Here is a 25346-nt window from a genome sequence, read left to right on the forward strand (position 1 = left end):
TGGAAGGTAGGGACCGAATTTTGACGCTCACTTGGCACCGCTCGGTGGCCGGGCCCGAACGACAGACGTTTCCCCGCTGTCACTTTTTCAGCGCGGTTTCCATTTCTTCCCGCATGACGAATTTCTGAACCTTTCCGGTGATCGTCATCGGAAAGGTATCGACGAACTGGATGTAGCGCGGAATCTTATTGTGCGCGATCCGGCCGTGGCAGAACTGGCGGACATCGCCTTCGCTCAAGGATGCCCCATTCATCAACGCGATCCACACGCAGAGTTCTTCGCCGAACTTGTCGTCGCTGACGCCGAAGACCTGCACGTCCTTGATTGCCGGATGGGTGTGGAGGAAATCCTCGATTTCCCGCGGATACAGGTTCTCGCCGCCCCGGATGACGAGATCCTTCAGTCGTCCGACGATCGTGCAGTAACCATCCTCGTCCAGCACACCAAGATCGCCGGTTCGGATCCAGCCCTCCTGGTCCATCACCGCAGCGGTTTGCTGCGGATCGTTCCAATAGCCGATCATGACGGCGTAGCCCCGCGTGCAAATTTCACCGGGCGCACCGCGCGGTACCGTCACGCCGTCAGGATCGACGATCTTGGACTCGAGGTGCGGGTGAACCTGGCCCACGGTCGATACGCGCCGCTCGATCGTGTCGCCGATGGCGCTCTGATAGCTCACCGGGCTCGTCTCGGTCATGCCGTAGCATATCGTGACATCGCGCATGTTCATCCTGTCGTGGACACGGCGCATCACAGCAGGGGGGCACAGCGATCCCGCCATGATGCCCGCGCGCAGCGACACCATGCTGAAGTCATCGAATCGCGGATGATCCAGCATGCCGATGAACATCGTCGGCACGCCATAGAGCGCGGTGCAGCGTTCCTGCTCGATGGCGCGGAGTGTCGCTGCGGCATCGAAGCCGACACCGGGGTAGATCATCGTCATGCCGTGCGTGACACACGCCAGGTTGCCCATGACCATCCCGAAGCAATGGTATAGCGGCACCGGAATACACAATCGGTCGCCCGGGCGCAGGCCCGCGCGCAGGCCGGTGAAATACCCGTTGTTCAGGATATTCGAATGGCTGAGCGTAACGCCCTTCGGACTTCCGGTCGTCCCGCTGGTGAACTGGATGTTGGCCGCATGATCCGGTCGGACGTCCGCCTCCGCCGCTTCCAGCTCGCGCGGATCGGCGGCGGCACCTTTTGCCAGCACCGCGTCGAACGGCATCATGCCCGGCGTCACCACCTGGCCGATCTGAACGACCAGCTTCAGTGCCGGAAGCGCACTCGAACACAGGTGACCGGGCACGGAAGAGGCAATTTCCGGCACCAGCGTCGCCATCATGGTGGGATAGTCGCTGGTCTTGAACGGCGGCGCGATCACGATTGCGGCGCAACCGACGTCGCGCAGCACATAATCGAGTTCGAACAGGCGATAGGCCGGATTGATCGTCACAAGGATCAGGCCGGCCCGGGCGGCCGCGAACTGCGTGATCGTCCATTCGACGCAATTGAGCGACCAGATTCCGATCCGATCGCCCGGGCAAAGGCCAAGGTCCAACAGGCCGGCTGCAAAGGCACGGCTGCGGTCAGCCAACTCGCCCCAGGTCAAGCTGACATCCTGCTCGCAGGATCGAACCGCCTGCACGTCACCCCAAACCGAAGTGGCGTGATCGAGCGCCTGCCCGATCGTCTTGGTCAGCAACGGCACGTCGGTGCTGCCGCGAACATGGCTGAGCTTCATTTCGAATCCTCCAGCGGGACGCCGTCCGGCGTCTTCCGACGGCTGTACAGATGCCAAGCGCAGGCGAGATCCTGCACGATGCTGCCGAGCGACTTGTATAGGGTAATGTCGTTATCGGTGACCCGACCCGTGGTGGCTCCCGTCATCACCTCTCCGATTTCGCCCAGGAGATGATCATCGTCGATCAGTCCGGCCTCTTTCGCGTGCAGGAATTCGGCACCCTGAGCCAGGACGCCGACGCCGTGATCCGCAAAGAAGCGGGATCGCGCAACGAGCGCGTCGTCGATCTCGCGCGGTCCGGCGCGGCTCGATCCAACCGCATTGATGTGCGTGCCGGCACGAACCCATCGATCCATCAGGACAGGCTCGGACGCGGCAGTGACCGTGCAGATGATATCGGCATCGGCGACGGCAGCCGCTACGTCGGAAGCAGCCGTGGCATCGATCCCGGTTGCCTGGACGCGTCGGACAAGCGCGTCGGCACGTTGGGGAGAGCGACCCCAGATCGTCACGCGCTCCAGCCTGCGTATATGGCGGATCGCTTCGATATGCCGCCAAGCCTGCTCACCATAGCCCAGGACCGCGAGGTGGCCGGCGTCCGGCGTTGCCAGAATATCGGTCGCGGCCGCGGACGCAGCGGCGGTGCGGATGGCGGTCACCTCGCCGGCATCGACGATACAGACCGGCGCGCCGCTGTCCGGATCGAACAGCACGATCACGCCCTGGTGCGACGGTTTACCGGCACTGAAGTTGTCAGGATAGACGCTGACGAGCTTGGCCCCGAACGCCCCGCTCTCCAGGAGCAACCCCGGCATGACGCCGAACGCCCGATCGCCCGGCAGATCGATGATGCCACGAAGCAGCTGGCGGGTGCGCCCTTCGGACAAGGCGATCATCGTTTTGCGCATCAGCGGGATGCACACCTCGTAGGAGAGGTCCCGTGCCACATCTTGTGCGGAGATCATGGCGAGAGTCACGTCCGCCGCACCGCAACTTCGCGCGCGATCTTCGACTGGCACCAGCGGATAAGCAGTCCAGCGTTGAACAGCATGATCACCCCGTAAATGTTCTGCATGACCGCCAGTGGCAGGCTGTCGAGGACGCTCAGCGTGATGAAAATCGCGAGCGTCACATTGTGCACGCCCACCTCTATCGCCAGCGTCATCGCATCTCGCGCATCGGCCGCTATTCCCTTGGCGATCAACAGCCCGGCCAAGGTCGCAACGACGTTGAGCGCCCAGATGGCGGGTCCGGCGCGGACGAGGTTCATCATGACCATATCGAAGCTAACCAGCACGGAGAAGGCGATCACCCCGATCATCACGATGAGCGAGGTCGGCCGCAGCCAGACCACGAGCCGGGGTGTGGTCGCGGGGGCGAAGCGCCGTACGAGCATGCCGATCGCGATCGGCAGGATGGTGATCCGCACTAGCTGCGTCGCAGTGCCCAAAATCGAGAGTTTGGGGAGCGTCCCGGGAATGGTGAAATGCTGCAGCGCCCAACTCAATGCCAGCGGGATGGTGAAGACGGTGATGAAGCTGGATAGAGCAGTCAGTACGACCGCAAGCGCCACGTTGCCACGTCCGACAAAGGTTAGGGCGTTCGACGTGGTCCCGGCCGGACAGATGCCCAGAATGAACAAACCGAGAGCGAGTTCGGGGGGCAAACGGAACGCCACACCGAGGGCAAGCGCCAGCAGCGGCATCAACAGGAGCTGACCACCCAGCCCGGCGAACACCAGCTTGGGCCTGGCCAGCACCAGCCTGAAATCATTCAAGGCAAGGGTCAGACCCAGGCTGAACATGATCAGCATCAGGCCAATCGGCACGAATATGGTGTTTACGAACGCCACGGCTTCTGTCGGCATATACCCTCCCCAGGCATTACATCGTCCATGTCGGTCGCTGCGGGCATCCGCCAAATTGATCGTTCAAGCGCGCCCGAGCGAACGCGGAGACGTGCATCGCTCGTTGCAGCAAGAAACACATAGCTGTCGACCGTCGAGGGCCTCACCCTAGGGGATAAGCCACGCGCGTGCAGCGCATTTTGCGGGAGCAATGCCGATAGAGGCGCAACGGAAACCTTTGATTTACATAAAACGTGCACAGAATCCGCATTTATCGAATTAATGTTGCGATGGGTTCGCGAGCTGCGCAATTTGCGTGCGTGAAATTCACGGAATTGTCTTGACCATAGACATTCGTGGTCTCAGTTTGTGGTGCAGCGGCGTGAAATCCGGGTCACGGATCTCGTCGTATCGCGCTTGTAAGGGCCCGGCTCGGGCCAATTGGGGGGGATTATCATGGCAGGTTGTTTTAGGAGCGCGGCGTCGAACTGCCGATTGCGGATTATGCTGCTGGCCAGCGTCATGGGCAGCGTTGCCCTGCCCGCCACCGCGCAGGAAAATTCGTCACAGAATCCCGCTGCCGTCACGAGCGATGCGGCAGGCCCCGAGATCGAGCAGGGCGGCGATATCATTGTCACTGCCTTGAAACGAAATACCAGCCTGCAGGAAACGCCGATCTCCATCTCCGCTGTAACGGGTGAATCGCTCGCCAATTCCGGCGTGCAAAGCGTTGCCGATCTTGCCGCCTCCGTCCCCAGTCTGAGCTTCGTCGATGCCGGGCCGTCGCAGCGCCGGGTGGTGATCCGTGGCATCCAGGCGGTCGGCGAACCGACGGTTGGCGTTTATTACGATGAGACTCCGGTTACCGGGAGCATTGGCACGACCAACGATGCCGGCGGCACTACGCCCGAACTCAAATTGTTCGATGTGGAGCGGGTCGAGGTGCTGCGCGGCCCACAGGGGACGCTGTACGGCTCCGGCTCGATGGGCGGAACGCTGCGGATCATCTATGCCAAGCCGTCGTTCGAGACGTCGGGCGCAGCAGATGCGACGATCTCCAGCACACATGACGGGGGGATCAATTACGAGTTCAACGGCGTCATCAATACGCCCGTCGTGGACGACAAGATCGCGGTCCGGGCCGTCGGTTTCTATCGCAACCGGAACGGCTATATCGACAACGTCGCGCTCGGCATCAAGAATATCAACGACGAGAAGACCTATGGCGGTCGCGGGATGGTCCGTTTCACGCCCACTCCCGATCTGACGATCGATGCGGCCGCTTATATCAATCGGTCGCGGGTCGACACGCCCTCCTGGAACCCGCGAGCCGGCAAGTACAATAGCGACGCGCTCGTCCGCCAACCGATCATCGACAATCTGAACCTCTACAGCCTGACCGCCGCTTGGGACCTTGGCCCTGTGGAAGCGACGGTGATCGGCTCGTATCTGACCCGCAAACTGTCCAATACCACGGACGTGTCACGCTATATTCGAACCAACCGAACGCCGACCGCTTGTGCCGCGCTCGCCAATGGGCGCGCGCCGTGCAGCGCGACCCAATTGGCCGATTTCTACACTCTGGTGGACAGTCAATCGACGAGCACATTGTTTCCGCAGCAGGACATGAACACGCTGACGGGGGAGTTCCGCCTGAGTTCCTCAGGCGCCCGATCGTTCAACTGGACCGTCGGCGGCTTTTACTCGCATCGAAAATCAAATGTCACCAATCCACAGGTTAATGCCGACCCTGTTTCGGGGAATATCATCTCCCCGCTACAGACGTCGACGGTGCGCTTCATCGATGATCGGCTGACTCAACTCGCAGCGTTTGGTGAAGTATCCTGGGATATTACCGACAAGCTGAATCTGACCGCTGGCGCACGCTATTTTAACTATGAGAAGCGCATCGTCGGCGAGACGACGCTGGGCTCGATCCTTGTCGGCGCGCGCGTGACGCCGCCGACCCACGTCAAGTCCGAAGAGCATGGCACGGTTCTGAAGTTCAATGGTTCCTACAAGATCACCAACGCCGTCATGGTCTATGCGGAAGCCGCACAGGGCTTCCGGCCCGGCGGCGCCAATCAGGTGCTCGGCCTCGACGCGGCGCTGACGCCGTATCTGTCGGACAGTCTGTGGAACTACGAGGTCGGCATCAAGAGCGCGATGTTCGCTCGCAAGGTGCTGCTCAATGTCGACCTCTTCCAGATCGATTGGTCGGATATGCAGGTGACGGGTCGCACGCCCAATGGAGCGTTCAGCTATATCACGAACGCCGGTGCCGCTCGGGTCAAGGGTGTGGAGGCGGAGATGACGGCCCACCCATTCCGCGGCCTGTCGATCCAGGTCAACGGGTCGTATATCGACGCCAAGCTTACCGAGAACCAGGCCAATGCCAATGTGAGCGCGCCCGGCCTGAAGGGCGACCGCATTCCCTTCGTGGCGAAGTTTTCGGCGGGCGCCAATGCGCAGTATAGCTGGCCCGTTTCCGAGCGGCTCGGTGGCCTGTTCCGGATAGACGTCAATCACGTCGGATCGTCCTTCTCGGACTTCCGCCCAGCCGCCACCTTCACGCGCAAGGTGGGCTCCTACGAACTGGTCAACATCCGCGTCGGGATCGAAGGCGACAAGGGACGTTGGGGCGCGTACCTGTTCGCCACCAACCTGTTGAACGACACGGCGATCACGCGCGCGACGTCGAGCGGACTGCAAGTCGGCGAAACGTTCGTCACGAGCGCCGCACCTCGTACGATCGGCCTCAATTTGCGAACCTCGTTCTGACGTCGATACGCGTCGATCGCCGGCCAGCGCGGGTGTCATCGGCGGTGTGATCGGCGAATCAAGATCTGTGACCAAGGGTATATCCATGACGAATGACGCTTTGATCGATCGGCGCCACTTCTCACTCGGGGCTGCGGCACTCGCCGCAAGTGTGTTCGCCCCGGCGGCACGGGCCGAATCCTGGGCTGTCCCCTCGACTGCGCCGATCCAGCCCCGGATACGCGCCCTTTACGACAGATCGATCGTCATCGACGCGCTCGCATCGCCCTCGACGTGGAACGTCTTCTATCCGGCGCCGGGCCCGTTGACGGCCGAGCAACTCGACAACATCCGCAAATCCGGCCTCACGGCGATCAACCTGACGGTGGGAAAGCCCGGCACGCTGATCGAAACCGTGCGCGAGATCGGCCTCTGGCTGCGGCAGATCGAACTGCACCCCGACCGCCTGTTGCTGGTCCGTCGCCATGCCGATATCGCCGCGGCGAAGGCGCAGAAAAAGCTCGCGGTGATCTTCGGTTTTCAAGGCATGGGGATGATCGGAGAGGACCTGACGCTGATCGATACGTTCGCCGATTATTCGGTGAAGATCATGCAACTTACCTATAACGACAAAAACGCCCTCGGCGCCGGCAGTTCGATGCCTGAGAAGGAGGGCCTGTCTGCGCTTGGTCGCGAGGCGGTGGCACGCATGAACGCGCGCAACATACTGGTCGATCTGGGGCACGCGAATCCGACCACCGCGCTGGATGCGACCGGCGCGTCCTCCGGCCCGGTGACCATCTCTCACACCGGTTGCCGCGCCGTCTTCGACAGCCAACGCAACCTGCCCGATCCCGTGTTGCGCGCGGTTGCCGAAAAGGGCGGCGTCGTCGGCATCTATCTCATGCCGTTCCTCGGCAACGATCCAATCGCACCGTCAAAGGCACTGTTCATGCGGCATCTTCGGCATGCGATCGATATCTGTGGCGAGGATCATGTCGGTATCGGCACCGACCAGAGCATCACCCCGATCGATATATCGCCGACCTATATGGCAATGGTCAGGAAGACGGCAGCAGCGCGCAAGGCTGCCGGCATCGGTGCGCCCGGCGAGGCAGACGGCCCGATCACCGTGCCGGAACTCAACAGTGCGCGACGAATCGAGCTTATCGCAGCGGAACTCGACAAGGCAAAATACCCGATCTCGACAATTGAAAAGGTCATCGGCGGGAATTTCGACCGGCTTTTTCGCACGGTGTGGCATGTCTAGCCGCTCTGCCATGTCGATCAGGTCGAAATGCGATCACCGCGGTCTGGTACCGGTATAAACAAGAGGATAGTGTAGGTCGCGCATGAACAGGGATCGTCTCGATATCTTCGATCGCAAGATCCTCGCCGCGCTCCAGGATTGCGGCGATCTCGGCTCGACCGAACTCAGCGCCATCGTCAACCTGTCCCCGTCCCAATGTTCACGGCGCTTGCAACGATTGAAGCAAGAAAATTATCTTGAGCGTATTGTCGCGTTGCTGAGCCCCAAGCACCTCAACTTAGGCTTTTCCGCCTATGTCGCCGTTCAGCTTCGATCGCATGGGCCCGAGAATGAGAACGCCTTTCTGGAGCGTGTGGCCTCGCTATCGGAGGTCACGTCGTGCGAAAGCCTGACGGGGGAGGCCGACTTCATGCTCCGCGTTTCGACCAGGGACCTCGAATCCTACAATAGATTTCTCTCGGCCAAACTTCGGGTCGCACCTGAGATCGACAATGTCCGTTCCAGCATCGTGCTGGAAAGTTTCAAAAGCACCACTGCGCTGAGCCTGGATTTTTGCTGAAAGCGCGGCTGTCGGCGGGCCGAGCAGGGCGCGGCGCCCATCTCCCGCTTTCCGGAAGGGACCACCAGCAACGTTGCCGCGCGCGAGCGCGGCGACCGCATCACCGGCCGGCGGCGTGCCACCGGCCCGATGAGAGCGGTTATGGCCGTCACCAAGGCGCAGTCGGCATCGGCTTCCCTTTTTGACAATCTCAGCCGCGCGGGAGTACTCGCGCGGCCGCTTCGCCAAGCGTGAGGATCGTTAGGTCGTTATCGCCATCACGGTGCCTTTCGCATTTTACGTCGCGGGGAACCCGCCGCGCGAGCCGATTTCGCGTGCAGGTCGGTGCTGGCGTCACCTTCGCCGTTCCCGGCGATCAGGTCATCCCGCTCGACACGCCCCAATACTGGCACTTTAGTCGTGTCTCGGCGGCAAGACCTGCATCCGCACCGCGTTCCGCGTGACGCGATGGCAGCGGCGAAAGCAAGGACCATGCGCCGGGCGCCGCCGATAGCAGATCATGGCCCTCATGACACGATAGCGACTATAGGGTCTGGGAGGCAGTCGCGTAAGGCTGCCGCGGTGTAGGCGGTGCATGACGTGCCCGGCCGATCTCCCGCGATCACTTAAAAGGCAGGCGGCGGTAGACGCGCGGGGTAGGAACACCGCGCCACAACGTCTCCAGATTTGCGCCATCGAAACGGGCCCGCAGCATTTCATGCCCTTCAAGCGCAAAGAGACGCCCGTCGGCTGTAAGCGGCAACATCCGCCGCGTTGGGGCGCCCGGTCGTGTTCTCAGCCACAATGCGCCGTCCCGATAGTCCACCGTCGCTTCGCCATAGTGCCCCGCCCGGGGATGAAGCGATGCAACCGCGAGCGCAACCGGGCGGAGCCGGGCCTCCACGGCGACGCGCGCCCAGTCATATTCCGCCCGGCGTTCCGGGTCTTTGCCGGCGGGGCTGGCGATCAGCCCGTCCAGTGCCTGCAACTCGGCGTAGTCGAGCGCGCTCCCCGTGGCGGCCGGGAGATCGGGTGTCACCCCTGTCCCCTCCCAATTGCCGTTGCTGACCGCATGGATGGGTCGTCCGAACGAAACGCTGAGGAGAAATCCGGGCGGGATCGGCACGAGCCGGTTGTTGTTGGCGCCCCCCGCGGTGAGCTCCCCAATCAGTCGGCCGATCTTGAATTGCTGCACGCTATACGCGAAATCCTCGGCGGCGGACGCGGTGCTGCCATCGGTCAGCACATAGAGCGGTTTGTCGATCATCCGGCCGGCGGGAAGGTTGGCCAATGTGTGAGATTGTTCCGGGGCCTTGCCGGCTTCCAGGAACGTCATCAGCAGCCGGCCCGACGGCAGGAAGTGGCTGAGCGCATAGCGCACCGCATCATGCGATCCCCCGCCATTGCCCCTGATGTCGATGATGACGGCATCGCCACCTTTCAGGAAACGCATGGCGTCGTCATAGGCTTGGCCTGTCTCGTCCTCGACCCAGTCAAAGGCGGAAATGCGAAGGTAGCGGATGTTGCCCGGAAGGAGGCGGGTGTCTTCAAGTCCATAATGGGTTCGGCGGTACCGGGCCGTCATCAGCGCTTGAATATCGGCGCCTGGTGTCGCCTCGCGCGATGGCGCCCGGTTCAATGCGTCGAAGCGCTGCGGATCATATTCGAGATAGAGGTGGGTATCCTTGCCCGCGCGGCTGATGTCCTCGGTGATCCGCGTCGTGAAGGTCGCCGGGTCGCTCGTGTCATAACGTCCCGCGGCATTGCCGGCCCGCAATGCCTGGACGATCGCGGGCACGCGATCGGGAAAGACATATTGGCGCTCGATTGCGGAAATGATCGCCTCGACGGCTTCGGTCTTCTGCCCCGGCGAGAGCGTCCCGCCTGCGCTGTAGACGGGCGTGGCCCGGATCTGCGCCTTGGCCGGCGATGCGCCCCCAGGGACCGCGAGCATAACGGCAAGCGCAAGCGACCATTTCAAGATATTTCTCCCCAATGCTCGTGACTTTGTCGTCCAATGACCGGTCGTCGTTCAAGTCCTGCGCAACTTGCGAATCAAGCAAGATTCACGACTATGGCGAGCGAGATTGCGTGGAGATGGCAGCCCCCTTGACCAAATGTCCAACTCACGACCAGCTTGGCGAGCGGGATAATAATCGAGTTCATAGCACGGCTCCCCATAAGTGCCGGTCCGATCGAGTTGTTGGACGATTGGCGGGACCGGTTTGGGTGCGGCCAAGACATGCCAGCCGATCGTCACCGCAGGCCGAGACCGTCGACCGCGGCTCGGCGGCAAAGCCATAGAGCAGGTCGCACCGCATCGACGCTGTTCGATCCTATCGACACGCGCCGATCGGGCGCAGCTATTGGCAAGAACGACGAAAGCGCGGGAAAGCCGGAAGCCGACAATATCCTGCCATGCATCGAATATCGCGGAACCAAGCTGCCTGCTGGTCAATCCGGGAAACAATCATGACAGGAACATCGTCCAGGTCGATCGGTTCGATAGACCGCGCCGACGATGCAATCGGGGCGGCTAGTCGAACGCTTCCTGCCAATGCGGATAGGTGACATAGGCAGTGACCGCCCCCTGCTCGTGCGAGCGGATAATGACCGGCGCGCCCTTGGGCCTATAGACGATCTCGCCCGGCCCGGCGGCGCCCGTGTCGGCATTGCTCGAGACCGACAGCCGCCCCTCCAGGACGATCATGACGTCGTCAACGGCAAGCGTTTCCTCGAGGCTCTGATTGGGATCGTAGCGGCCGTAGCCGATGGTGATAGGCCCGCCATCGCGCTGGTCGATCACATTTCCGGTGAACACCTTCCCGTCCTGCCCGGGAGATCGCTCGAACGATGCATCCGCCATGGCAACCTTGCGAACAATCATGGGAATCCTGCCGTGCTGCATGGCGCTTCGTAAGCGATCACACGGGACGCCTGACGCCGGTATTTGGCTTCATGCACAATGTCGCTTCAGCCGGAAAAATGGTTATAGCTGCAGCGAACTCGGGTATGCGACCACCTGATGCCAATTGATCGAAATCATTTTGATATCGAGCGGACCGTCCTAAAAACGGCCGATGGATAGTATGAACAAGCAGAAGTCAGAGCGATCGCATACCGTTCTCTTCGTTATTGCGGGATATCTTGCGCTTCTTTTGGCGCTGACAATCCCCTTGCTGAGGTAACTTTGCCCGCACCTGACACGACACCTGAGTCGGCTTGACCACTTCTCCTGATTATTCTCGCTTCCTGCCTCCCGGCGGATATGATCATTCAGCAGCTTCGGCTCGAGAGATGCGGCCTGATCGCCCGTTTGCGGTCCCGCTCGGCGAGGTCAGTTGGTACAGGGGCCGCGCGGCCTGCCGGGGTATGCGAGGTTTCGCAAAAACCGGCAGGCGCACTGCCGAGATCGGTTATCACGCCGCGGCAGCGATATTTGCCCAGGTAACCTGGTCAGCTCCGTCGCATCAGGGCTCGCCAGCCGCCCCGCGACAGCCGACGCGCCTCGCGCGCCAGCCGGCGCATGCGCGACCGCAACGAGTCGGACGGCCCGTCCCAATCGGCGGCGACGCGCGCGCCGCCGCAGATCACTTCGCCAATCTCGCGCAGGCTTGCGCCCACGGCCAGACCGTCATGCATCTGAAGCGCGCACAACCAGCGTGCGATGCGCGGATCGGCCGGGAAGAGCGAGCGCGCGAAACGCCGGTGAAGCGAGAAGTCGACCAGGCGGCGCAGCGGCAGCAATTTGGCTCGCGCCGAGACGCTGCCCGCAAGCCGGTAGCGCAGGATCACCGGCCCGCCCGACAGCGTCCCGGTCGCTATGTCCAGGCGGATATGATGCCACCCATCACTGAGCACAGCATGTTCGCGGTCATCGCTATCAGCTACGACCGTCAGCCAGGCGCCGAGTCCGGCCGGATCAATCGCGTCGGGATCCGGGCCAGTTGCCGGCACCGCCTCGACCGCCAGGGTGCCGGGATCCAGATCGGCGTGCCAGACCAGGCGCGCCTGGGGGGCCGCAATGGTGGGATCCTCTGCGAAAATGCAGCCCCCAGAACCGCGCGTCGTGGGGAGCGCTCCCCTCACTACCGCGCGTCACCGCGCTGGCGCGCGCGTGCCAGGCGACATATTCGGGATCGCGGCGCAGCCATTCCCACATCAGTCCGGCGCGATCGATGCTCGCCAAGCGCCGATAGCGCGCGGCCTCCCGCCAGCTTCACCGTCCTTCTTCGTCTCGCGTCATTCGCGTCCGCGCCGGAAAAAAGTCCAGAATCGCCGAATTAGGTCCGGAATAGATTTGATTGCTGGGACAGAATTCCTAGAATGCCTCCGCTTTTCAACCACGTCCCGAGCCCGGTGCGAAGACCGGGTGGCGGGCCGTATGGTCAAGGAAAGGACGGGTCCGGGAGCAACGGCAGCTTGAGACGCCGCTCGGGGCCGGTGAGCCCCATGGGCATGTGTATTGCGTTCTCTCGAGTCCTCGAGTTCCTCACAGCTGCCACCGGCCCCGACGAGCTGACCGATGCCCTTGGCAGAGTCGCCGCCGAGATCGGGTGTGACTTTTTCGCGCTGACCCATCATGCCGACGTGCACAGCGCGCCATCGTCGACCATCCGGCTGCACAACTACCCGCCGCGCTGGGTCGATTATTTCGACCGGAACGGGCTCGCCACTGTCGACCCGATCCATCGCGCCAGTCAGCGCACCGTGGTCGGCTTCGCTTGGCGCAGCGTGCCCGGGATGATCCCGCTGACGTCGGGGGATCGCCGCATTCTCGCGCTTGCAACCGATCATGGCATCGGCGAGGGATTCACCATTCCGGCGAACGTGCCGGGCGAAGTGAACGGATCGTGCTCGTTCGCGACCGCCGCCGGCAGGCCCCTGCCGGTGGGCAACCTCGCGCTGGCGCAACTGGTCGGCGGCTTCGCGTTCGAGGCTGCCCGGCGGCTGTGGCGCGTGCGCCCGGCCAGAGGCGGTACGGCAGCCCGGCTGACCGACCGGCAGCGCGATTGCCTGATCTGGGCGGCGCGCGGCAAGGGCGACTGGGAGATCAGCCGTATCCTCGGGATCAGCGAGGAAACCGTCGCGCAGCATATCAGGCAGGCATGCGAGCGGTACGGCGTACAGAAGCGGACATCGCTGATCATCCACGCTTTGTTCGACGGGACGATCAGCTTCGCCGATATCGCCCGGCGCTGATATCCCCCTTTTCCGGGATAGCGGCCACCGCTCCAAGCCGCGACCTTGACGGGATATTTCCCGGAGGTTCGCGATGCTTCATCTGATTGACGGAACGCGACCGCGTCTCGACGACGCGGTGCTGCGCAACATGTTCGAAGCGCGCAAGCGTGTCTTTGTCGACCTGCTCGGCTGGGACGTGCCGGTGCAGGCCGGCCGTTACGAGATCGACCAGTTCGACACGCCCGATGCGCTCTATATCGTGATCACCGACGCTGGTGGTGGCCACCGGGCCTCGGTGCGGCTGCTGCCCACGACGCGCCCGCATATCCTCGACACGATGTTCGCGGAACTGTGCGACGGCCCGGCACCGAGCGGACCGGCGATATTCGAGATCACCCGCTTCTGCCTCGAGCGCAGGCTTGCCGCGCGCGATCGACGCACGACGCGCGATGAACTGATCAGCGCGCTGGCGCGCTTCGCTGCCGCCCATGGCATCACGCGCTATACCGGCGTCGCCGGGCCCGGCTGGATCGAGCAGATTCTGAGATTTGGCTGGCGCGCACGCCTGCTTGGTCAGCAGCGCACGATCGGCGGATCCCGCCTGGGCGCCGTCGAGATCGCGATTGATGCGGACACGCCCCGGCTGCTCGAACGTGCCGGCATCTGCGGCACATTGGTCTTTGCCCGCGAGATATCCGATGCGGCGTGACAGGATCGTCGCGGGACCGGCTGAAGAACTCAGCGAACGCGGATACTGCATCCTGCGCGGCGCGCTGCCCGCGGCGGAGGTCGCCGCGTTCGACTGCGCGCTCGCCCCCGCCTTCGCGGAGACGCCTTTTTGCGAAGGCGGCTTCTATGGCGAAAGGACCAAGCGCTTCGGACGCCTGCTGGCGCGATCACGCGATGCCGATCGTTTCGTGCGCCATCGCCAGATCCTGGCTCTGGCCGAGCGGATCCTCGCCCCCTGGTGCGACACGATCCAGCTCAATTTGAGCCAGGCGATCGCGCTCCATCCGGATGCACCATCGCAACTGCCGCATCGCGATCAGGACATGTGGCGCGGGACGATCGGCGAGGTCGAGTATCTCGTCAACGTGATGTGGCCGCTGACCGACTATCGCGCGGACAATGGCGCGACCCTAATCTGGCCCGGCAGCCACGGCGCGGCCGCGCTGGCAGCGCCGCCCGAGGCGCCGCCGGTGGTCGCCGAAATGGCGCCGGGCGACGCGCTGATATTCCTGGGTTCGACCCTGCACGGCGCGGGCGGCAACCGCAGCAGCGATGTCCGTCGCGGCATGATCGTCAGCTATTGCCTGGGTTGGCTCAAGCCGTACGAGAATCAGTGGCTTGCATACCCTCCGACGCTGGCGCGAACCTTTCCCCGCGCGCTCGCCGACCTGGTCGGATACCGACAGCATCGCCCCAATCTCGGCAATTATGAGGGACAATGCCCCTCGGTGCTGCTCGACGGGCCGCCTGATAGCCCGCTCGGCGCGATTGACGCGCTTCGCCCCGACCAGACCGCATTGGTCGATGCGTTCGTCGCCGATCAGCGGCGGTGAATTCGGGCGTGACTGCCGAGCGCGTCTATGATGCGCTCAAATCCCGGCTGCTGTCGGGAGCGTTGCTGCCGGGCGAACGGCTCGAACCGGCCCGCTTCGCCGAGGAACTGGCGAGCAGCGTCACGCCGGTGCGCGATGCGCTGCACCGGCTCACCGGCGAACGCCTCGTCGAAGCCCGGGCGAGCGATGGTTTCCACCTTCCGCTGGTGACCGAGGCGCATCTGCGCGATCTTTATGCCTGGAACACCGCGCTGCTTCATCTCGCCGTGCAGAGCTGGCGGCAAACGCCGAGCACGGTCCGCGCCGATACGCTCGCGGCGGACGCAGGGCGTGCGACCGCCATGCTGTTCGGCCTGATCGGCGCCCGCTCGGCCAACCCCGAGCATGGCGCGCAGATCGCCGCGTGCAGCGACCGGCTGGCGGCAGCCCGCGCGGCCGAGGGCAGCGCGCTTGCGGCGGTCGAAACCGAAATCCGCGGCCTCGCCCTGGCCTTCGATCATGACCCGCCGGCGGTGTTGCTGAAACTGCTGCGGACCTATCACCGCCGCCGGGCCGCGGCGGCGCCGGACATCGTGCGGGCACTTTATCGCGCGCGCGCCAACAATCGGTCTATTGCCGACTTATAAAGTTCGGATAGCCGGAACGCGCCCCTAGATTCCTCCTGCCGCAATCCCGCGGCACCAACGAGGAACGCCTCATGGAACGCGATAATGATCTGATCGATCTCGGCACCGCCAGCATCGAGACCAAGGGCCCGCGCGGGCCCGAGCCCGATATCGGGCTTGGCAAGGTCCCGGCCGGCCTCGCCGACGACTGATCGCCACGGGATGCGCGGTCTTGAGGCCGCGCATCCTCGCCGTCCCCTTCTCCCGGACGCCCCCGATGAGCTATGCGTTGCGCGCAGGTCTCAGCTTCTGCAGGGTTGAGGAACGGCTGCTGTTCCTCGATCTCATCGTCGACCGCTATTTCTGCTTGTCCACCGAGGCCGAACGGGCTTTTTTCCGGCTCTATCGCGCGGAGCCGCTCGATGCGGCAGACCAAGCACGTCTCGCCCGGCTGATCGCGGCCGGACTGATCGTCGACAGCGGCCGCGCCATGATTGCTCCCTGCCCGGCCGCGCCGCCGGTTACCTACAGCCTGATCGACGCGCCGACCGCCGAACGCCGCGTCGCTGGCTGCGCCGCTGCATTGCTATCGCTGTCGCTCGCGCGGATCGAGCTCCGCATCGCCGGTATGGCAAGGGCATTGGCGCGCATCAGCCGCCGCAAACACCGTCTGCGCCGCGACGCGTGCTTCGAGCGCGTCGCACGGGTGGCCGCGGCGTTCGAGGCCGCCAACGCACTGGTCAGCGCGCATGACCGCTGCTTGCCGCGCTCACTTGCCGTCGCGCATCGGCTGATCGACGTCGGCGCAGCGCCCGATCTGGTGCTTGGCGTAAAGCTTGCGCCGTTCCGGGCGCATGCCTGGATCCAGTGCGGCGAGGCGCTGGTCAACGAGCGGCTTGAGGTCGTGCGTCAGTTCACGCCGATCCTGGTGCTGTGACCGGGGCGCGGTTCATCCTCGGCCTGGACTTTGGCGGGGATGGCGAACGCCGGCTGCGGCAGCGCGTAGCGGCCGCGGGCCTTAGGCTCGCCACCGACGAACCGGGCCGGATCATCGCGGTCGCGCCCGGCACCCGCGTCATCGGGCTTGCCGAACGTGGCTGCGTCATCGGATCGCTGTTCGCGCCAGGCACACCACAAGCACTCGACACCGTGTCCGCCAGCGCCAGCGCGGCGATCCTCGGATCGTCGGGCCAGCATCTCATCCAGGCTTATTGGGGCGATTATATCGCGGTCCTGCACCGCGGCGAGGAGGTCGTCCTCGTGCGCGGGCCGTTCGGACGCCTGCCCTGCCTGCTGGTTCGACAGCAGAGCGGATGGATCGCCGCGTCGGACATCGACGCACTGCGGCTCGGCGGCGCCCCGCCCTTCTCGCTCGACACTGACGCGATCGCGCGGCAGCTGATCGCCGGCGACCTGCGCCGCAACGCGACCTGTCTTACGGGCATCGAGGAGATGCGCGGCGGCGACAGGGTTACGGTCACCAAGGGCGCGATCGTCCGTGAGCGGATCTGGACGCCCTGGACCTTCGCGGCGCCGGCGCGGCGGATCGACGACCAGGCCGAGGCGGAACGCCGCCTGCGCGACCAGGCGCTGGCCTGCGTCGCGCGGCGCACCCATGCAGCGGCAAAGCCCTTGCTCCTGCTGTCGGGCGGGCTCGATTCCTCGATCGTTGCCGCGAGCCTCGCCGCTGCGGGCCGCGATTTCGCCTGTCTCAACCTGACAACCCTCAACCCGGCCGGCGACGAGCGTGGCTATGCCCGCGCGGTTGCCGCACGGATTAATCGACACCTTGTCGAGCGTGACATGGCCGAGGGCTTCCCCGATATCGTGCGGCTGGCAGCGGTACGCCTGCCTCGCCCGGTGGCCCGGAGCTTCGAGCAGCACGCTTATGGCCTCGCGCTCGAGCAGGCGGCGGCGCTCGGCTGCGATGCGCTGGTCGATGGCGGCGGCGGCGACAATGTCTTCTGCTCGCTGCAATCGGCCTCACCGGCGGCCGACTGTCTGCTCGATCTCCAGGGGCGCCCCGACTTCTGGCGCTTGTGCGGCGATATCGGCCGGCTCGCCGAAACCTCGCGCTGGACTGTCGCCTGGCGCGCGTTCCACCGGTCACGACGGGCCAGACAGCCATCACATTGGCCCACCGATCTCCGCTTCCTCCATATCGATGCGAAACCGCTCGCCGCGACAGCGATCGATCATCCGTGGCTCGACGAGGATGCGCTCGCGCTGCCCGGACGTGCCGGCCACATCGCGATGCTGGTGGCCGCACAGGGTTATGCCGAAGACGGACCGCATGGCACCAAGCACAACGCGATCTCGCCGCTGGTCGCGCAGCCGCTGATCGAGCATTGCTTGCGGATTCCGAGCTGGCACTGGTTCGCCAACGGCCGCAATCGCGCGGCGGCGCGGCGCGCGTTCGCGGCGTTGCTGCCCACCGAGGTCGCCTGGCGCGAGAGCAAGGGGTCGCCCGACAGCCTGCTCGCACGGCTGTTCGAGACCAACCGCGCGTTGCTGCGCGACCATCTCGGCGACGGACTGCTCGCGACGGCCAGGATCATCGACCGCGACGCGGTGATTGCCGCGATCGACGACCCGCGCCCGGCGCACGGCACCGGGTTCGGACGGATCCTGCAACTGGCCGACACCGAGAGCTGGGCACGCGGCGTGGCGGACCCGGGTGAAGCAGCCTGAGGCGTCGCCCGACAACCGCTGCCGAGCGGCGAAGACACCACCGGCCTGAGCTCGCCTTTAGGGACCGACAACAATCGGCGCGGCTCGAAATCGCTCCCAGCGCTCATATTGCGCCCGCTTCTCCGGTACCGGGTCCTCGTAACCGCGCAGCCAGAATGCGAACCAGTCGATATTGCGGTCATAGACCGCGAGCCGGTGGATCGGCTGCACCTTGTTGTGAAACTCCTGCGGGTAGACATGCATCTCGACCGGCTTGCCGGCTTCGCGCAGCGCGCCATAGGATTCAAGCGCCAAATGTGCCTCGCGGTCGGCGAGCTGGAACAGGATCGGCGTGGTGATGGCGCGCGCGTTCACCGACAGCGAGATCGGCGTCCAATAGGCACGGTCGTTATCGACCGAGCGCGGATAGCCGGAGCGGCGATTCTCCCCGCCCCAGGCTTCGCCACCCAGAACAAGCGAGGTCAGACGGTCGTCGCAGCAGGTGCTCATCGCGGCCGCCGCGAAGCGCTTCGAATTGACCAACGCGAACTCGACGATCGAGGCGCCGTCGCTCAAGCCGGTGATGCCGATCCGGGCGGGGTCGATCTTGCCGGTGGCGACTGCCGTGTCGATGCCGGTCATCAGCGCCGACTGGACGCTGCGCCGCTCGGCCCAGTCGCGCTGCAGTTCGGTCAGCACCCCGTCCCAGCTGGTCAGCCCGGGCACCGACACCGCGACCTCGGGCGGGCGTTCGAAGCTCAGCACCGCGAACCCCTTCGCCGCCAGCGGGAAGATCGGATATTCGTCGCCGGTGCCGCCGCGTAGGAATCCGCGGCTGTGATAGGTCACGATAATCAGCGGCAGCCGGGCCTTGCCGTCATAGCCGGGCGGCAGCACCAGATCGCCCCAGCTCGGCAGGCCGCGATCGTTGGAAAAACGCAAGCGCTCGACCCGCCCCAGGCGGACCTGCGCGAACTCGGGATTGGGATCGAAGATCAACCGGTCCCGCCCCGTCCTTAGATCGATCGCGACGATGCGACGCGGCGCGCTGGCATTCTCACGGCCGCAGATCAGGTCGGCCCTGGCCTGAATGCAGCCGGAGAGGCTGTCGCTGGTGCGCAAGATGGTGGTGAGCCGGTTGCTGCCCGGCACCCAGCGGTAGAGCACCACGTCCTCGCCGCGCCAGCCCGCGCGGGTGAGGAAGATGATCGACCGTCGGTCCCAGAAAATCCGCGAGATCCGGCCCGTGCATCCGGCAAGGCGGCACGCGGTCTTCCGGCCACGGCTATCTGCTGCCCAGAGCCGATGTTCCGCAATCGGATGCGGGCTGACCGGCTCGGTCCACGCCCGAGCGCCGCTTCCCGACTCCGCGGCCAGGTCAAAGGGCCGGTCCGGCGCGGGCGGGGGCACGACCAGCGCCTGTTCGGCGGCGGTCGCCTCGCGCGCCGTCCCCGTCGCCAGCTCGACGCGGAAAACGCCGATCGGCAAATCCCTGACCCATGGATTGGGGCGCCAGCTGATGTTGGGGACCGTTCGTGCGTCATAGCGCCAGCCTGTCTCTCCCTCGCGATCAATCGCGCGTTCGGCCGCCACCTGGCTGGCCCGCGCGGTATAGACGATCGCGGCTCTGTCCGGTGTCCACGCGAAATCCACGACGTCGACCGGTCCGTGCGTCACTTGCGTGGCGCCGCTGCCATCGACGGCGGTGCGCGCAAGCTGGGCAACGCCATCGACCAGCTTGCGCCATGCGATGGAGCGACCATCCGGCGACCAGAGTGGCGTGATCTGGTCGGGAAAGCCGGTGGCGATAAACAGGCCGCGGAAATTTCCGGCAAAGACCGGCGGACTGCCGCCGCGATCGAGGATGCGCGGTCTTCCGTCGCCATGGGCCGGGATCGACACCAGCGCGCTGCACACCGAATTGCTCACCGGATCGCCTCGGGTGATGACAAAAGCGAGGCTGCGCCCGTCGGGCGAGAGCGCATAGGGACTGGTCGCCACGTCGGTGACATCGGGTTCACCGACATCGCGAAGGCGCACGAGATCGCGCGTGGTGATGTCGCGAACCGTGCCGGTCGCGGACGCGGCCGGCAGCAAATCGTCACAGGCCGCCCGTGCGGTCGACGCCCCGACCGCTGCAACCGCAAGGGCGAGCGCGCTTGCGACTCCCCTCACCATGATTTGGTCACCGTCAGGCTGAGGACACGGCCGAACGGCGAGTAATTGGTGCTGTCGTAAGGCGTGTCCATGAACAGCCGCGTGGCGATCGGTGCGGGCTTGGCGTTGAGCAGATTCTGCGCCGAGGCGATGATGTCGATCCCATCGAGCAGGCGGCGCCCGGGCGATCGCCGATAGCGCAGGGTCAGATCGACCGGCGCCATGCCGGCGATGCGCGGTGCCGGCGATACTCGCGTGTCGCGCACCGGGCCGATATAGTTGAGCGCGGCGGTCACGGTGAGGGCGCCGCCGGTCCAGCCGACCTCACCCCGTCCGCGCAGGTGCGGCGGGTTGAACAACACTCCGGCAAGCCGCGTGACCGGCAACTCTGGGGAAATCTGCTGGCGACTGTCGAGCCAGCTCAGATTGAGCGTGGTGCTCAGGCTGCCGCCGCCGAGTGCGAACTTGTAGCGGCCGAGCACGTCCACGCCGTGCGCCGCCTGGCGGCCGGCATTGACATTGCTGTTGTCGATGATCGCCACCACGCCCGCCGGGTCGTAACCGCCGCTCGAGGCGTTGATGAACGACGCCGCCTGGGCGAGCGCCGCGGCCAGCATGCCCGGTGTGGGATCCGAGGTGACGCGATCGCGATAGCGCGGATCGGACAGCGCCATGCTTTCGAACAGAATCGGGGTCACGATCCGATCGCGATAACGGACGTCGAACCAGCTGATCTCGAGCTCGGCGCCGGCAAGCGCGCGTGGGTGGATCGCAAGCGTCGCCGACCAGTTGGTCGAGCGCTCGGGCTTGAGTCCTGGATTGCCGCCAACCAGCAGGATCGCGGTAGCCCCGCCCGCGCCGGCACCGCCAAGCGTCGCGGCATCGTAGAGCAAGGCGGTGCGCGGCGAATATTGCTCGTAGAGCGTCGCGGCGCGGAATGAGCGGCCCCAGCTGCCCTTGAGCGAGACGTCGGGAGTCGGCGCATAGATGATGCCGAACTTGGGCGTGACGACCGTCGCCAGCCCCGGGTAACGCTCGTAGCGCGCCGCGATACTGAGATCGAGCCGATCGACCAGCGGCACCTTCTGGGCGGGCCCGATCAGCGGCAGGCTCAGTTCGGCGAAACCATATACGCTGTCCTGGCCGCGTTCGATACGCTCGGCGGCACCGCGGCTCGATAGGCGTTCGAAGCCATTGCGGCGAAATCCCGCGCCGACCGCGAGCTTGACCGCGCCGCCCGGCAGGTCGACCACCTTGCCGTTGCCCGACAGCTCCACATTTTCGGCGGTGTTGCGATAGGCTCCCGAGCCGGCATCGAGCGTGGTCGGACCGAAAAAATAGGTGCCGCCATAGCGGACCCGGTTCCAGCCATAGCTGCCCGCGAGCGTCGCTTGCCAGTCCCCGGGTAGCACGAGCTTGAAGGACGGGGCGAGCGTCCAGGATTCGGTATCATTGCGTCCTTCAAACCGGCTGATCGACAGATTGCCCGAGGGATCGAGCGGTGCGCTGAGCGCATGCCAGCGCGTGTTGTAGAGCCCGTCGAGATCGAAGGTGAGGCCAGGCACGATCTCCTGGCGCAAGGTCAGCGCCGCATTATGGTGCCGGAGATAAGGGAACAACGTGACCCCGGGCGTGCGCGTCGCGGCATAGGAGCGCTGATCGGCCATGATCGGCGTCGAGCGGGCATATTCATAGGCGAGAAGCGCGCTCCCCGATGACCAGACTCGCCCCGCGGTCGCACCATATTGTTGCTGGAAATTACCGCCGTCGGTCGAGCCGGCCACGCGCCCGCTGGTCTCGAGCCCGTTGAAGTCGCGTCTCAGGAGGATGTTGACGACACCCGCCACGGCGTCCGAGCCGAACAGCGCCGAGGCGCCGTCCGGCACCACGTCGATCCGCTCGATCGCGCCGAACGGGATCGCCGAAACGTCAACGCTTTGCAATGCTCCGTCATAGCTCAAACGCCGGCCATCGAGCAGCGTGAGCGTGGCATCGCTCCCCAGCCCGCGCAAATTGACCGAGGATCCGCCGGCGAGATCGGCGCCCTTGCCTTCCGGCACATTGGCGCCGATTCCCACATTCTGTCCGCCACCGAAATTCTGCGGCAAGGCGCGGAACATGTCGGCCGCGCTCGACTGGCCGGCGTTGCGCATCGCCTCGCGGTCGACCCGGATCGTGGTCGACGCCACGACGGCACCGCGGATTCGCGTCCCGGTGACGGTGATGTCGCCTTCGTTCGCGGCGCTGGTGGCGATCGCGCGGATCGCGATGCCGTTGCCGACCGTGACCGCCTCGAGACCGGAATCGGCGAGCAGACCGGCGATCGCCTCGTCGAAGCTCATCTCGCCATCAAGTGCCGGCGCGGTCCGTCCGGTGACGAGCGCGGCGTCGACCGCGACGCTACGGTCGAAGGTGTGCGCGATGGTGCGCAGCGACGCCGCGAGCGGTTGCGCCGGCAAATGGACCACACGGCGCCCGGTGTCCTGGGCTGCGGCCGGCAGGGGCGCCAGGCAAGCGATCGCGGCCATGCCGCAGCCGATTAGATAGGTGTTGCGCATCTCTCTCCTTTCGGGCTCGTGTCCATGCACGGCCCTTCCAGAGGCGAGACGCCGGGGAGGCAATTGACCCTATGGTTTTTTTGGATCCACCACGGACGACGCGCGGGGGGCGATGACAAGGTCCGCCCTTCCCTCGCTCCGCACCGCGAGATCGAAGGTCGCGGCGAGGGTAGCGGCAAATTCCTCAGGATCGTCGCGGCGGAACGCACCGGTCACCAGAAAATGCCGGCCCTCCACGCCTTCGACATGGATCGGCCGGACGCCGCCGCGATTGAAAGCGGCGACCGCGGTATCGAGCGGCATCGCATCGAACTCGATCATCGCCTCGGGCCAGCGGGTGTCGAGCGCAGACGCCGCGACCGGCTCGGTGAGCGTGCCGCCGACAAGCATGACCTTTTGCCCAGGGATGAGATGACGGACATGGACGGCCCGATCGCCGGCCGCGCCATCCCGCACCTCCACCGCGCCGCGCAGCAATAGTATCTCGATGCCCTCAGGCGCTAACGCCACATCGAACATCGTGCCGTGCGCGATGACGCTGCCGCCGCCGGCGTCCACCACGAACGGCCGTAGCGGGTCATGCGAGACGTCGAACCGTGCGCGCCCGGTGAGCAAGTGCAAGCGTCGCGCGACGCCGCTGAAAGCGATGGCGAGACGCGATCCGCGGTCAAGGATCACGCGCGAGCCATCGACGAGTCTCAGCATCCGTGGCGCGGTGGCCGCTATCACCTCGGTCCGCGTGAGGTCCGGCCGGACCTCCCGCAGAGACCAGGCGGCCCGCCCGATCAGGGATGCTCCAAGCGCGATGGAGAGCAGTATGCTTGCGACCAGTGCGATCGTTCGAACGGAATAGCCATGGTCGATGCGGGCACGGTTGAGGTTGCGCCTCTGGCCCGTCGCGGTGTTGGCGAGGAACTTTGCCTGGTCCCAGCTCCGCGCCAGATGGTCATAGGCCGCGGCATGGACCGGATCGGCGTACCACGCGACAAAGGAGGCGCGCAGGCGATCGCCGTCCGGTCCGCGCAGCCGGGCGAACCAGTCGGCGGCCTCCTTCTCGATGCTCATCGAACGGTCGTTCCGCATAGCCCCGTCATCACTCGCTCAAATGGCGGCCGAGATAGGCGATCGCCCGGCTCATATGCTTTTCGACGGTCTTGATGCTCAAGCCCATCCGAGACGCGATTTCTGCATAGCTGAAACCATCGATCCGGTGGGCGAGGAAAATCTCGCGCGTACGCGGATGAAGGTGCGCGACAATCGACTCCAGTCGCCGCAGCATGTCACGCGCTTCAAGCGCCGCGATCTGATCGGGGGCAACGAGCGGGAGATCGTCGGCACATAGATGGAGGTGTGCCGATCGCCGGTCGGCGGCGCGTGCCTCGTCGCGGATCAAGTTGCGTGCCGCTCGCTGGAGATAGGCGTCGGGCGCGGCGATCGTCGCGATCGCCCCGGATGCGCGCGCGGCGAGGCGCAGGAAGAGTTGCTGGATGATGTCCGGTGCCAGTTCTCCTCGGGTGCGGCGGCGAGCGAAGCGCAGCAGCTTCGGGCGATGCGCGCGATAAAGCAGGTCGAGGGTGACCGCAGCGGATGGCACTGAAACATCGTGCGGCGGCAACGGATCGCCTTCGGCGATCGGTTCGACCGGCGCAGCCTGCTCACCAAGATTCAAGCGCATCGCGGCGCCCCGCGGACCGAATGGCCAGCGTCGCGATCGCGCGGCGCGCGCGCGATCCCCGAGCCCATCGACATGGGCAGTTCTCCGGCAACGAAGCCGTTCGGCGCGGCCGAACGTCGCAAGACGGCCCGGAAGCTTCACCATCGCCTTTAGCCGTCGAGCGGCCTGGACATACGCGACAGTCGTCCGGACGCGCGAATGCTCCGGCCCATCTTTCCGAACAGCGGCTCGCCGCTTCTCGCGCCGCCTGGGCAGCGCGATCCCAAGCTTAGAGGCCGGCCGAAACAATGCAAGCCACGGCCTCACGGCCAGTGCCTCATCGTCGCTTCGCCCACACGAGGAGCGCTCGTGACCAAGCTGGAGAACAGAAAGGCCTGTCATCGAGAGCAGTTGAGGTCGCCTCGCGACAGGCGACAGGCTGGTGACAGACAGATGTGGGAGAGTCGCCCCGCATTCATGTCCTTCGGCCCTCGCTTAATCGATCGGCGGGACCTGCGGCCGGGTGGCCGAGGCGAATGTCCAGGCCGGAAACGGCTAAAGGCCTCGGCGCATGTCTCAAGCATGCTCTTCGACACCCGGCTTCGCTTTGTAGAGCCTCAGCGCTCTCGCCGACGATGATCGCAACGCCCGCTACAGACACCGAGCCGGTAGGGAGCAGGAGATCGGGGTTCCCGCCTTTTGAACCGATTGGATTGCGCCAAGCCCTTCCGCCGGCACACCGTGCTTGGCGGGTGGCCAGGATCGGATTTGGTGACGGACCGAACCGGCCCATTG

The 25346-nt window shown here is 65.1% G+C and carries 20 protein-coding genes and 1 pseudogene; 10 read left to right on the forward strand and 11 right to left on the reverse strand.

Going from position 1 to position 25346, the window contains the following annotated elements; genetic code table 11:
• Positions 1–79: 79 nt before the first annotated feature.
• Genes OO12_RS25275 through OO12_RS25285 form a run of 3 tightly spaced genes read right to left on the reverse strand, consistent with a single transcriptional unit; the run spans position 80 to position 3668 of the window.
• Positions 80–1747, reverse strand: coding sequence for an AMP-binding protein (locus tag OO12_RS25275; RefSeq protein ID WP_034161467.1), 1668 nt, complete (start codon positions 1745–1747; stop codon positions 80–82).
• Positions 1744–2712 carry an ornithine cyclodeaminase family protein gene (locus OO12_RS25280; protein WP_034161490.1) on the reverse strand — a complete coding sequence of 323 codons (969 nt, stop codon included), beginning with the start codon at positions 2710–2712 and terminating at the stop codon, positions 1744–1746. The genes OO12_RS25275 and OO12_RS25280 overlap by 4 nt, the downstream gene beginning before the upstream one ends.
• A gap of 8 nt (positions 2713–2720) precedes the next feature.
• Complete coding sequence (locus OO12_RS25285) at positions 2721–3668, reverse strand: bile acid:sodium symporter family protein (protein ID WP_160296912.1); 948 nt, start codon at positions 3666–3668, stop codon at positions 2721–2723.
• Between the two features lie 429 nt (positions 3669–4097).
• Here OO12_RS25285 and OO12_RS25290 point away from each other — a divergent pair, with 429 nt between their 5' ends.
• The 3 genes from OO12_RS25290 to OO12_RS25300 all read left to right on the forward strand — a co-directional run bounded on the left by OO12_RS25290 (position 4098) and on the right by OO12_RS25300 (position 8182).
• Positions 4098–6374, forward strand: a complete 2277-nt coding sequence (locus tag OO12_RS25290; protein ID WP_235365012.1) for a TonB-dependent receptor — start codon at positions 4098–4100, stop codon at positions 6372–6374.
• 85 nt (positions 6375–6459) lie between these two features.
• Positions 6460–7623: a dipeptidase gene (locus tag OO12_RS25295; protein WP_034161470.1), complete on the forward strand. Its 1164-nt coding sequence runs from the start codon at positions 6460–6462 to the stop codon at positions 7621–7623.
• Between the two features lie 82 nt (positions 7624–7705).
• On the forward strand, positions 7706–8182 hold the full coding sequence (locus tag OO12_RS25300; RefSeq protein ID WP_034161471.1) for an Lrp/AsnC family transcriptional regulator: 477 nt from the start codon (positions 7706–7708) through the stop codon (positions 8180–8182).
• 601 nt (positions 8183–8783) lie between these two features.
• On the opposite strand, the gene OO12_RS25305 is transcribed toward OO12_RS25300, so the two are convergent.
• From OO12_RS25305 to OO12_RS29485, 4 genes and pseudogenes are all read right to left on the reverse strand, one after another.
• Positions 8784–10142: a S41 family peptidase gene (locus OO12_RS25305; protein WP_200887563.1), complete on the reverse strand. Its 1359-nt coding sequence runs from the start codon at positions 10140–10142 to the stop codon at positions 8784–8786.
• A 555-nt stretch (positions 10143–10697) separates the two neighbouring features.
• The gene (locus OO12_RS25310) at positions 10698–11048 is read right to left on the reverse strand and encodes an ethanolamine utilization protein (RefSeq protein WP_034161473.1); all 351 of its coding nucleotides are present in this window, start codon (positions 11046–11048) and stop codon (positions 10698–10700) included.
• Between the two features lie 569 nt (positions 11049–11617).
• On the reverse strand, positions 11618–12250 hold the full coding sequence (locus OO12_RS25315) for a DNA -binding domain-containing protein (RefSeq protein ID WP_082006785.1): 633 nt from the start codon (positions 12248–12250) through the stop codon (positions 11618–11620).
• Between the two features lie 10 nt (positions 12251–12260).
• Positions 12261–12323 (reverse strand): annotated as a pseudogene (locus tag OO12_RS29485) (transcriptional regulator domain-containing protein); the annotation flags it as partial.
• Positions 12324–12619: 296 nt separating this feature from the next.
• On the opposite strand from OO12_RS29485, the gene OO12_RS25320 reads away from it, so the two are divergent.
• The 7 genes from OO12_RS25320 to OO12_RS25345 all read left to right on the forward strand — a co-directional run bounded on the left by OO12_RS25320 (position 12620) and on the right by OO12_RS25345 (position 18203).
• Positions 12620–13363, forward strand: coding sequence for a LuxR family transcriptional regulator (locus OO12_RS25320; RefSeq protein WP_034161475.1), 744 nt, complete (start codon positions 12620–12622; stop codon positions 13361–13363).
• Positions 13364–13436: 73 nt separating this feature from the next.
• Positions 13437–14054 (forward strand): acyl-homoserine-lactone synthase, encoded by a 618-nt coding sequence (locus OO12_RS25325; RefSeq protein ID WP_034161476.1) that lies wholly within the window; start codon positions 13437–13439, stop codon positions 14052–14054.
• Positions 14044–14907, forward strand: a complete 864-nt coding sequence (locus OO12_RS25330; protein ID WP_034161477.1) for a phytanoyl-CoA dioxygenase family protein — start codon at positions 14044–14046, stop codon at positions 14905–14907. The genes OO12_RS25325 and OO12_RS25330 overlap by 11 nt, the downstream gene beginning before the upstream one ends.
• A gap of 8 nt (positions 14908–14915) precedes the next feature.
• Positions 14916–15533, forward strand: coding sequence for a GntR family transcriptional regulator (locus OO12_RS27290; protein WP_160296913.1), 618 nt, complete (start codon positions 14916–14918; stop codon positions 15531–15533).
• Positions 15534–15604: 71 nt separating this feature from the next.
• Positions 15605–15724, forward strand: coding sequence for a benenodin family lasso peptide (locus OO12_RS28365; protein ID WP_152616663.1), 120 nt, complete (start codon positions 15605–15607; stop codon positions 15722–15724).
• A gap of 65 nt (positions 15725–15789) precedes the next feature.
• Positions 15790–16449: a lasso peptide biosynthesis B2 protein gene (locus tag OO12_RS25340; RefSeq protein WP_034161478.1), complete on the forward strand. Its 660-nt coding sequence runs from the start codon at positions 15790–15792 to the stop codon at positions 16447–16449.
• Entirely contained in the window at positions 16446–18203 is a 1758-nt protein-coding gene (locus OO12_RS25345; protein WP_034161479.1) for an asparagine synthase-related protein, read from the forward strand. The genes OO12_RS25340 and OO12_RS25345 overlap by 4 nt, the downstream gene beginning before the upstream one ends.
• A gap of 57 nt (positions 18204–18260) precedes the next feature.
• Here OO12_RS25345 and OO12_RS25350 read toward each other — a convergent pair whose 3' ends face one another.
• The 4 genes from OO12_RS25350 to OO12_RS25365 form a co-directional block, all read right to left on the reverse strand.
• Positions 18261–20360: an Atxe2 family lasso peptide isopeptidase gene (locus OO12_RS25350; protein WP_034161480.1), complete on the reverse strand. Its 2100-nt coding sequence runs from the start codon at positions 20358–20360 to the stop codon at positions 18261–18263.
• Positions 20354–22897 (reverse strand): TonB-dependent receptor, encoded by a 2544-nt coding sequence (locus OO12_RS25355; protein WP_052216264.1) that lies wholly within the window; start codon positions 22895–22897, stop codon positions 20354–20356. The genes OO12_RS25350 and OO12_RS25355 overlap by 7 nt, the downstream gene beginning before the upstream one ends.
• A gap of 69 nt (positions 22898–22966) precedes the next feature.
• The gene (locus OO12_RS27295; protein ID WP_160296914.1) at positions 22967–23962 is read right to left on the reverse strand and encodes a FecR family protein; all 996 of its coding nucleotides are present in this window, start codon (positions 23960–23962) and stop codon (positions 22967–22969) included.
• Positions 23963–23990: 28 nt separating this feature from the next.
• On the reverse strand, positions 23991–24572 hold the full coding sequence (locus OO12_RS25365; protein ID WP_034161494.1) for an RNA polymerase sigma factor: 582 nt from the start codon (positions 24570–24572) through the stop codon (positions 23991–23993).
• Between the last annotated feature and the right edge of the window lie 774 nt (positions 24573–25346).

This window comes from Sphingomonas sp. ERG5, from assembly GCF_000803065.1.
In the GTDB taxonomy this organism is placed as follows: domain Bacteria; phylum Pseudomonadota; class Alphaproteobacteria; order Sphingomonadales; family Sphingomonadaceae; genus Sphingomonas.

Coding starts and splice junctions, on each gene's coding strand:
- OO12_RS25275 (WP_034161467.1), bottom strand. CDS start 1,747: ATGAAGCTCAGCCATGTTCGCGGCAGCACCGACGTGCCGTTGCTGACC.
- OO12_RS25340 (WP_034161478.1), top strand. CDS start 15,790: ATGAGCTATGCGTTGCGCGCAGGTCTCAGCTTCTGCAGGGTTGAGGAA.
- OO12_RS25325 (WP_034161476.1), top strand. CDS start 13,437: ATGCTTCATCTGATTGACGGAACGCGACCGCGTCTCGACGACGCGGTG.
- OO12_RS25320 (WP_034161475.1), top strand. CDS start 12,620: ATGTGTATTGCGTTCTCTCGAGTCCTCGAGTTCCTCACAGCTGCCACC.
- OO12_RS25365 (WP_034161494.1), bottom strand. CDS start 24,572: ATGCGCTTGAATCTTGGTGAGCAGGCTGCGCCGGTCGAACCGATCGCC.
- OO12_RS25290 (WP_235365012.1), top strand. CDS start 4,098: ATGCTGCTGGCCAGCGTCATGGGCAGCGTTGCCCTGCCCGCCACCGCG.
- OO12_RS28365 (WP_152616663.1), top strand. CDS start 15,605: ATGGAACGCGATAATGATCTGATCGATCTCGGCACCGCCAGCATCGAG.
- OO12_RS27295 (WP_160296914.1), bottom strand. CDS start 23,962: ATGAGCATCGAGAAGGAGGCCGCCGACTGGTTCGCCCGGCTGCGCGGA.
- OO12_RS25350 (WP_034161480.1), bottom strand. CDS start 20,360: ATGGTGAGGGGAGTCGCAAGCGCGCTCGCCCTTGCGGTTGCAGCGGTC.
- OO12_RS25295 (WP_034161470.1), top strand. CDS start 6,460: ATGACGAATGACGCTTTGATCGATCGGCGCCACTTCTCACTCGGGGCT.
- OO12_RS25330 (WP_034161477.1), top strand. CDS start 14,044: ATGCGGCGTGACAGGATCGTCGCGGGACCGGCTGAAGAACTCAGCGAA.
- OO12_RS25355 (WP_052216264.1), bottom strand. CDS start 22,897: ATGCGCAACACCTATCTAATCGGCTGCGGCATGGCCGCGATCGCTTGC.
- OO12_RS25300 (WP_034161471.1), top strand. CDS start 7,706: ATGAACAGGGATCGTCTCGATATCTTCGATCGCAAGATCCTCGCCGCG.
- OO12_RS25310 (WP_034161473.1), bottom strand. CDS start 11,048: ATGATTGTTCGCAAGGTTGCCATGGCGGATGCATCGTTCGAGCGATCT.
- OO12_RS25280 (WP_034161490.1), bottom strand. CDS start 2,712: ATGATCTCCGCACAAGATGTGGCACGGGACCTCTCCTACGAGGTGTGC.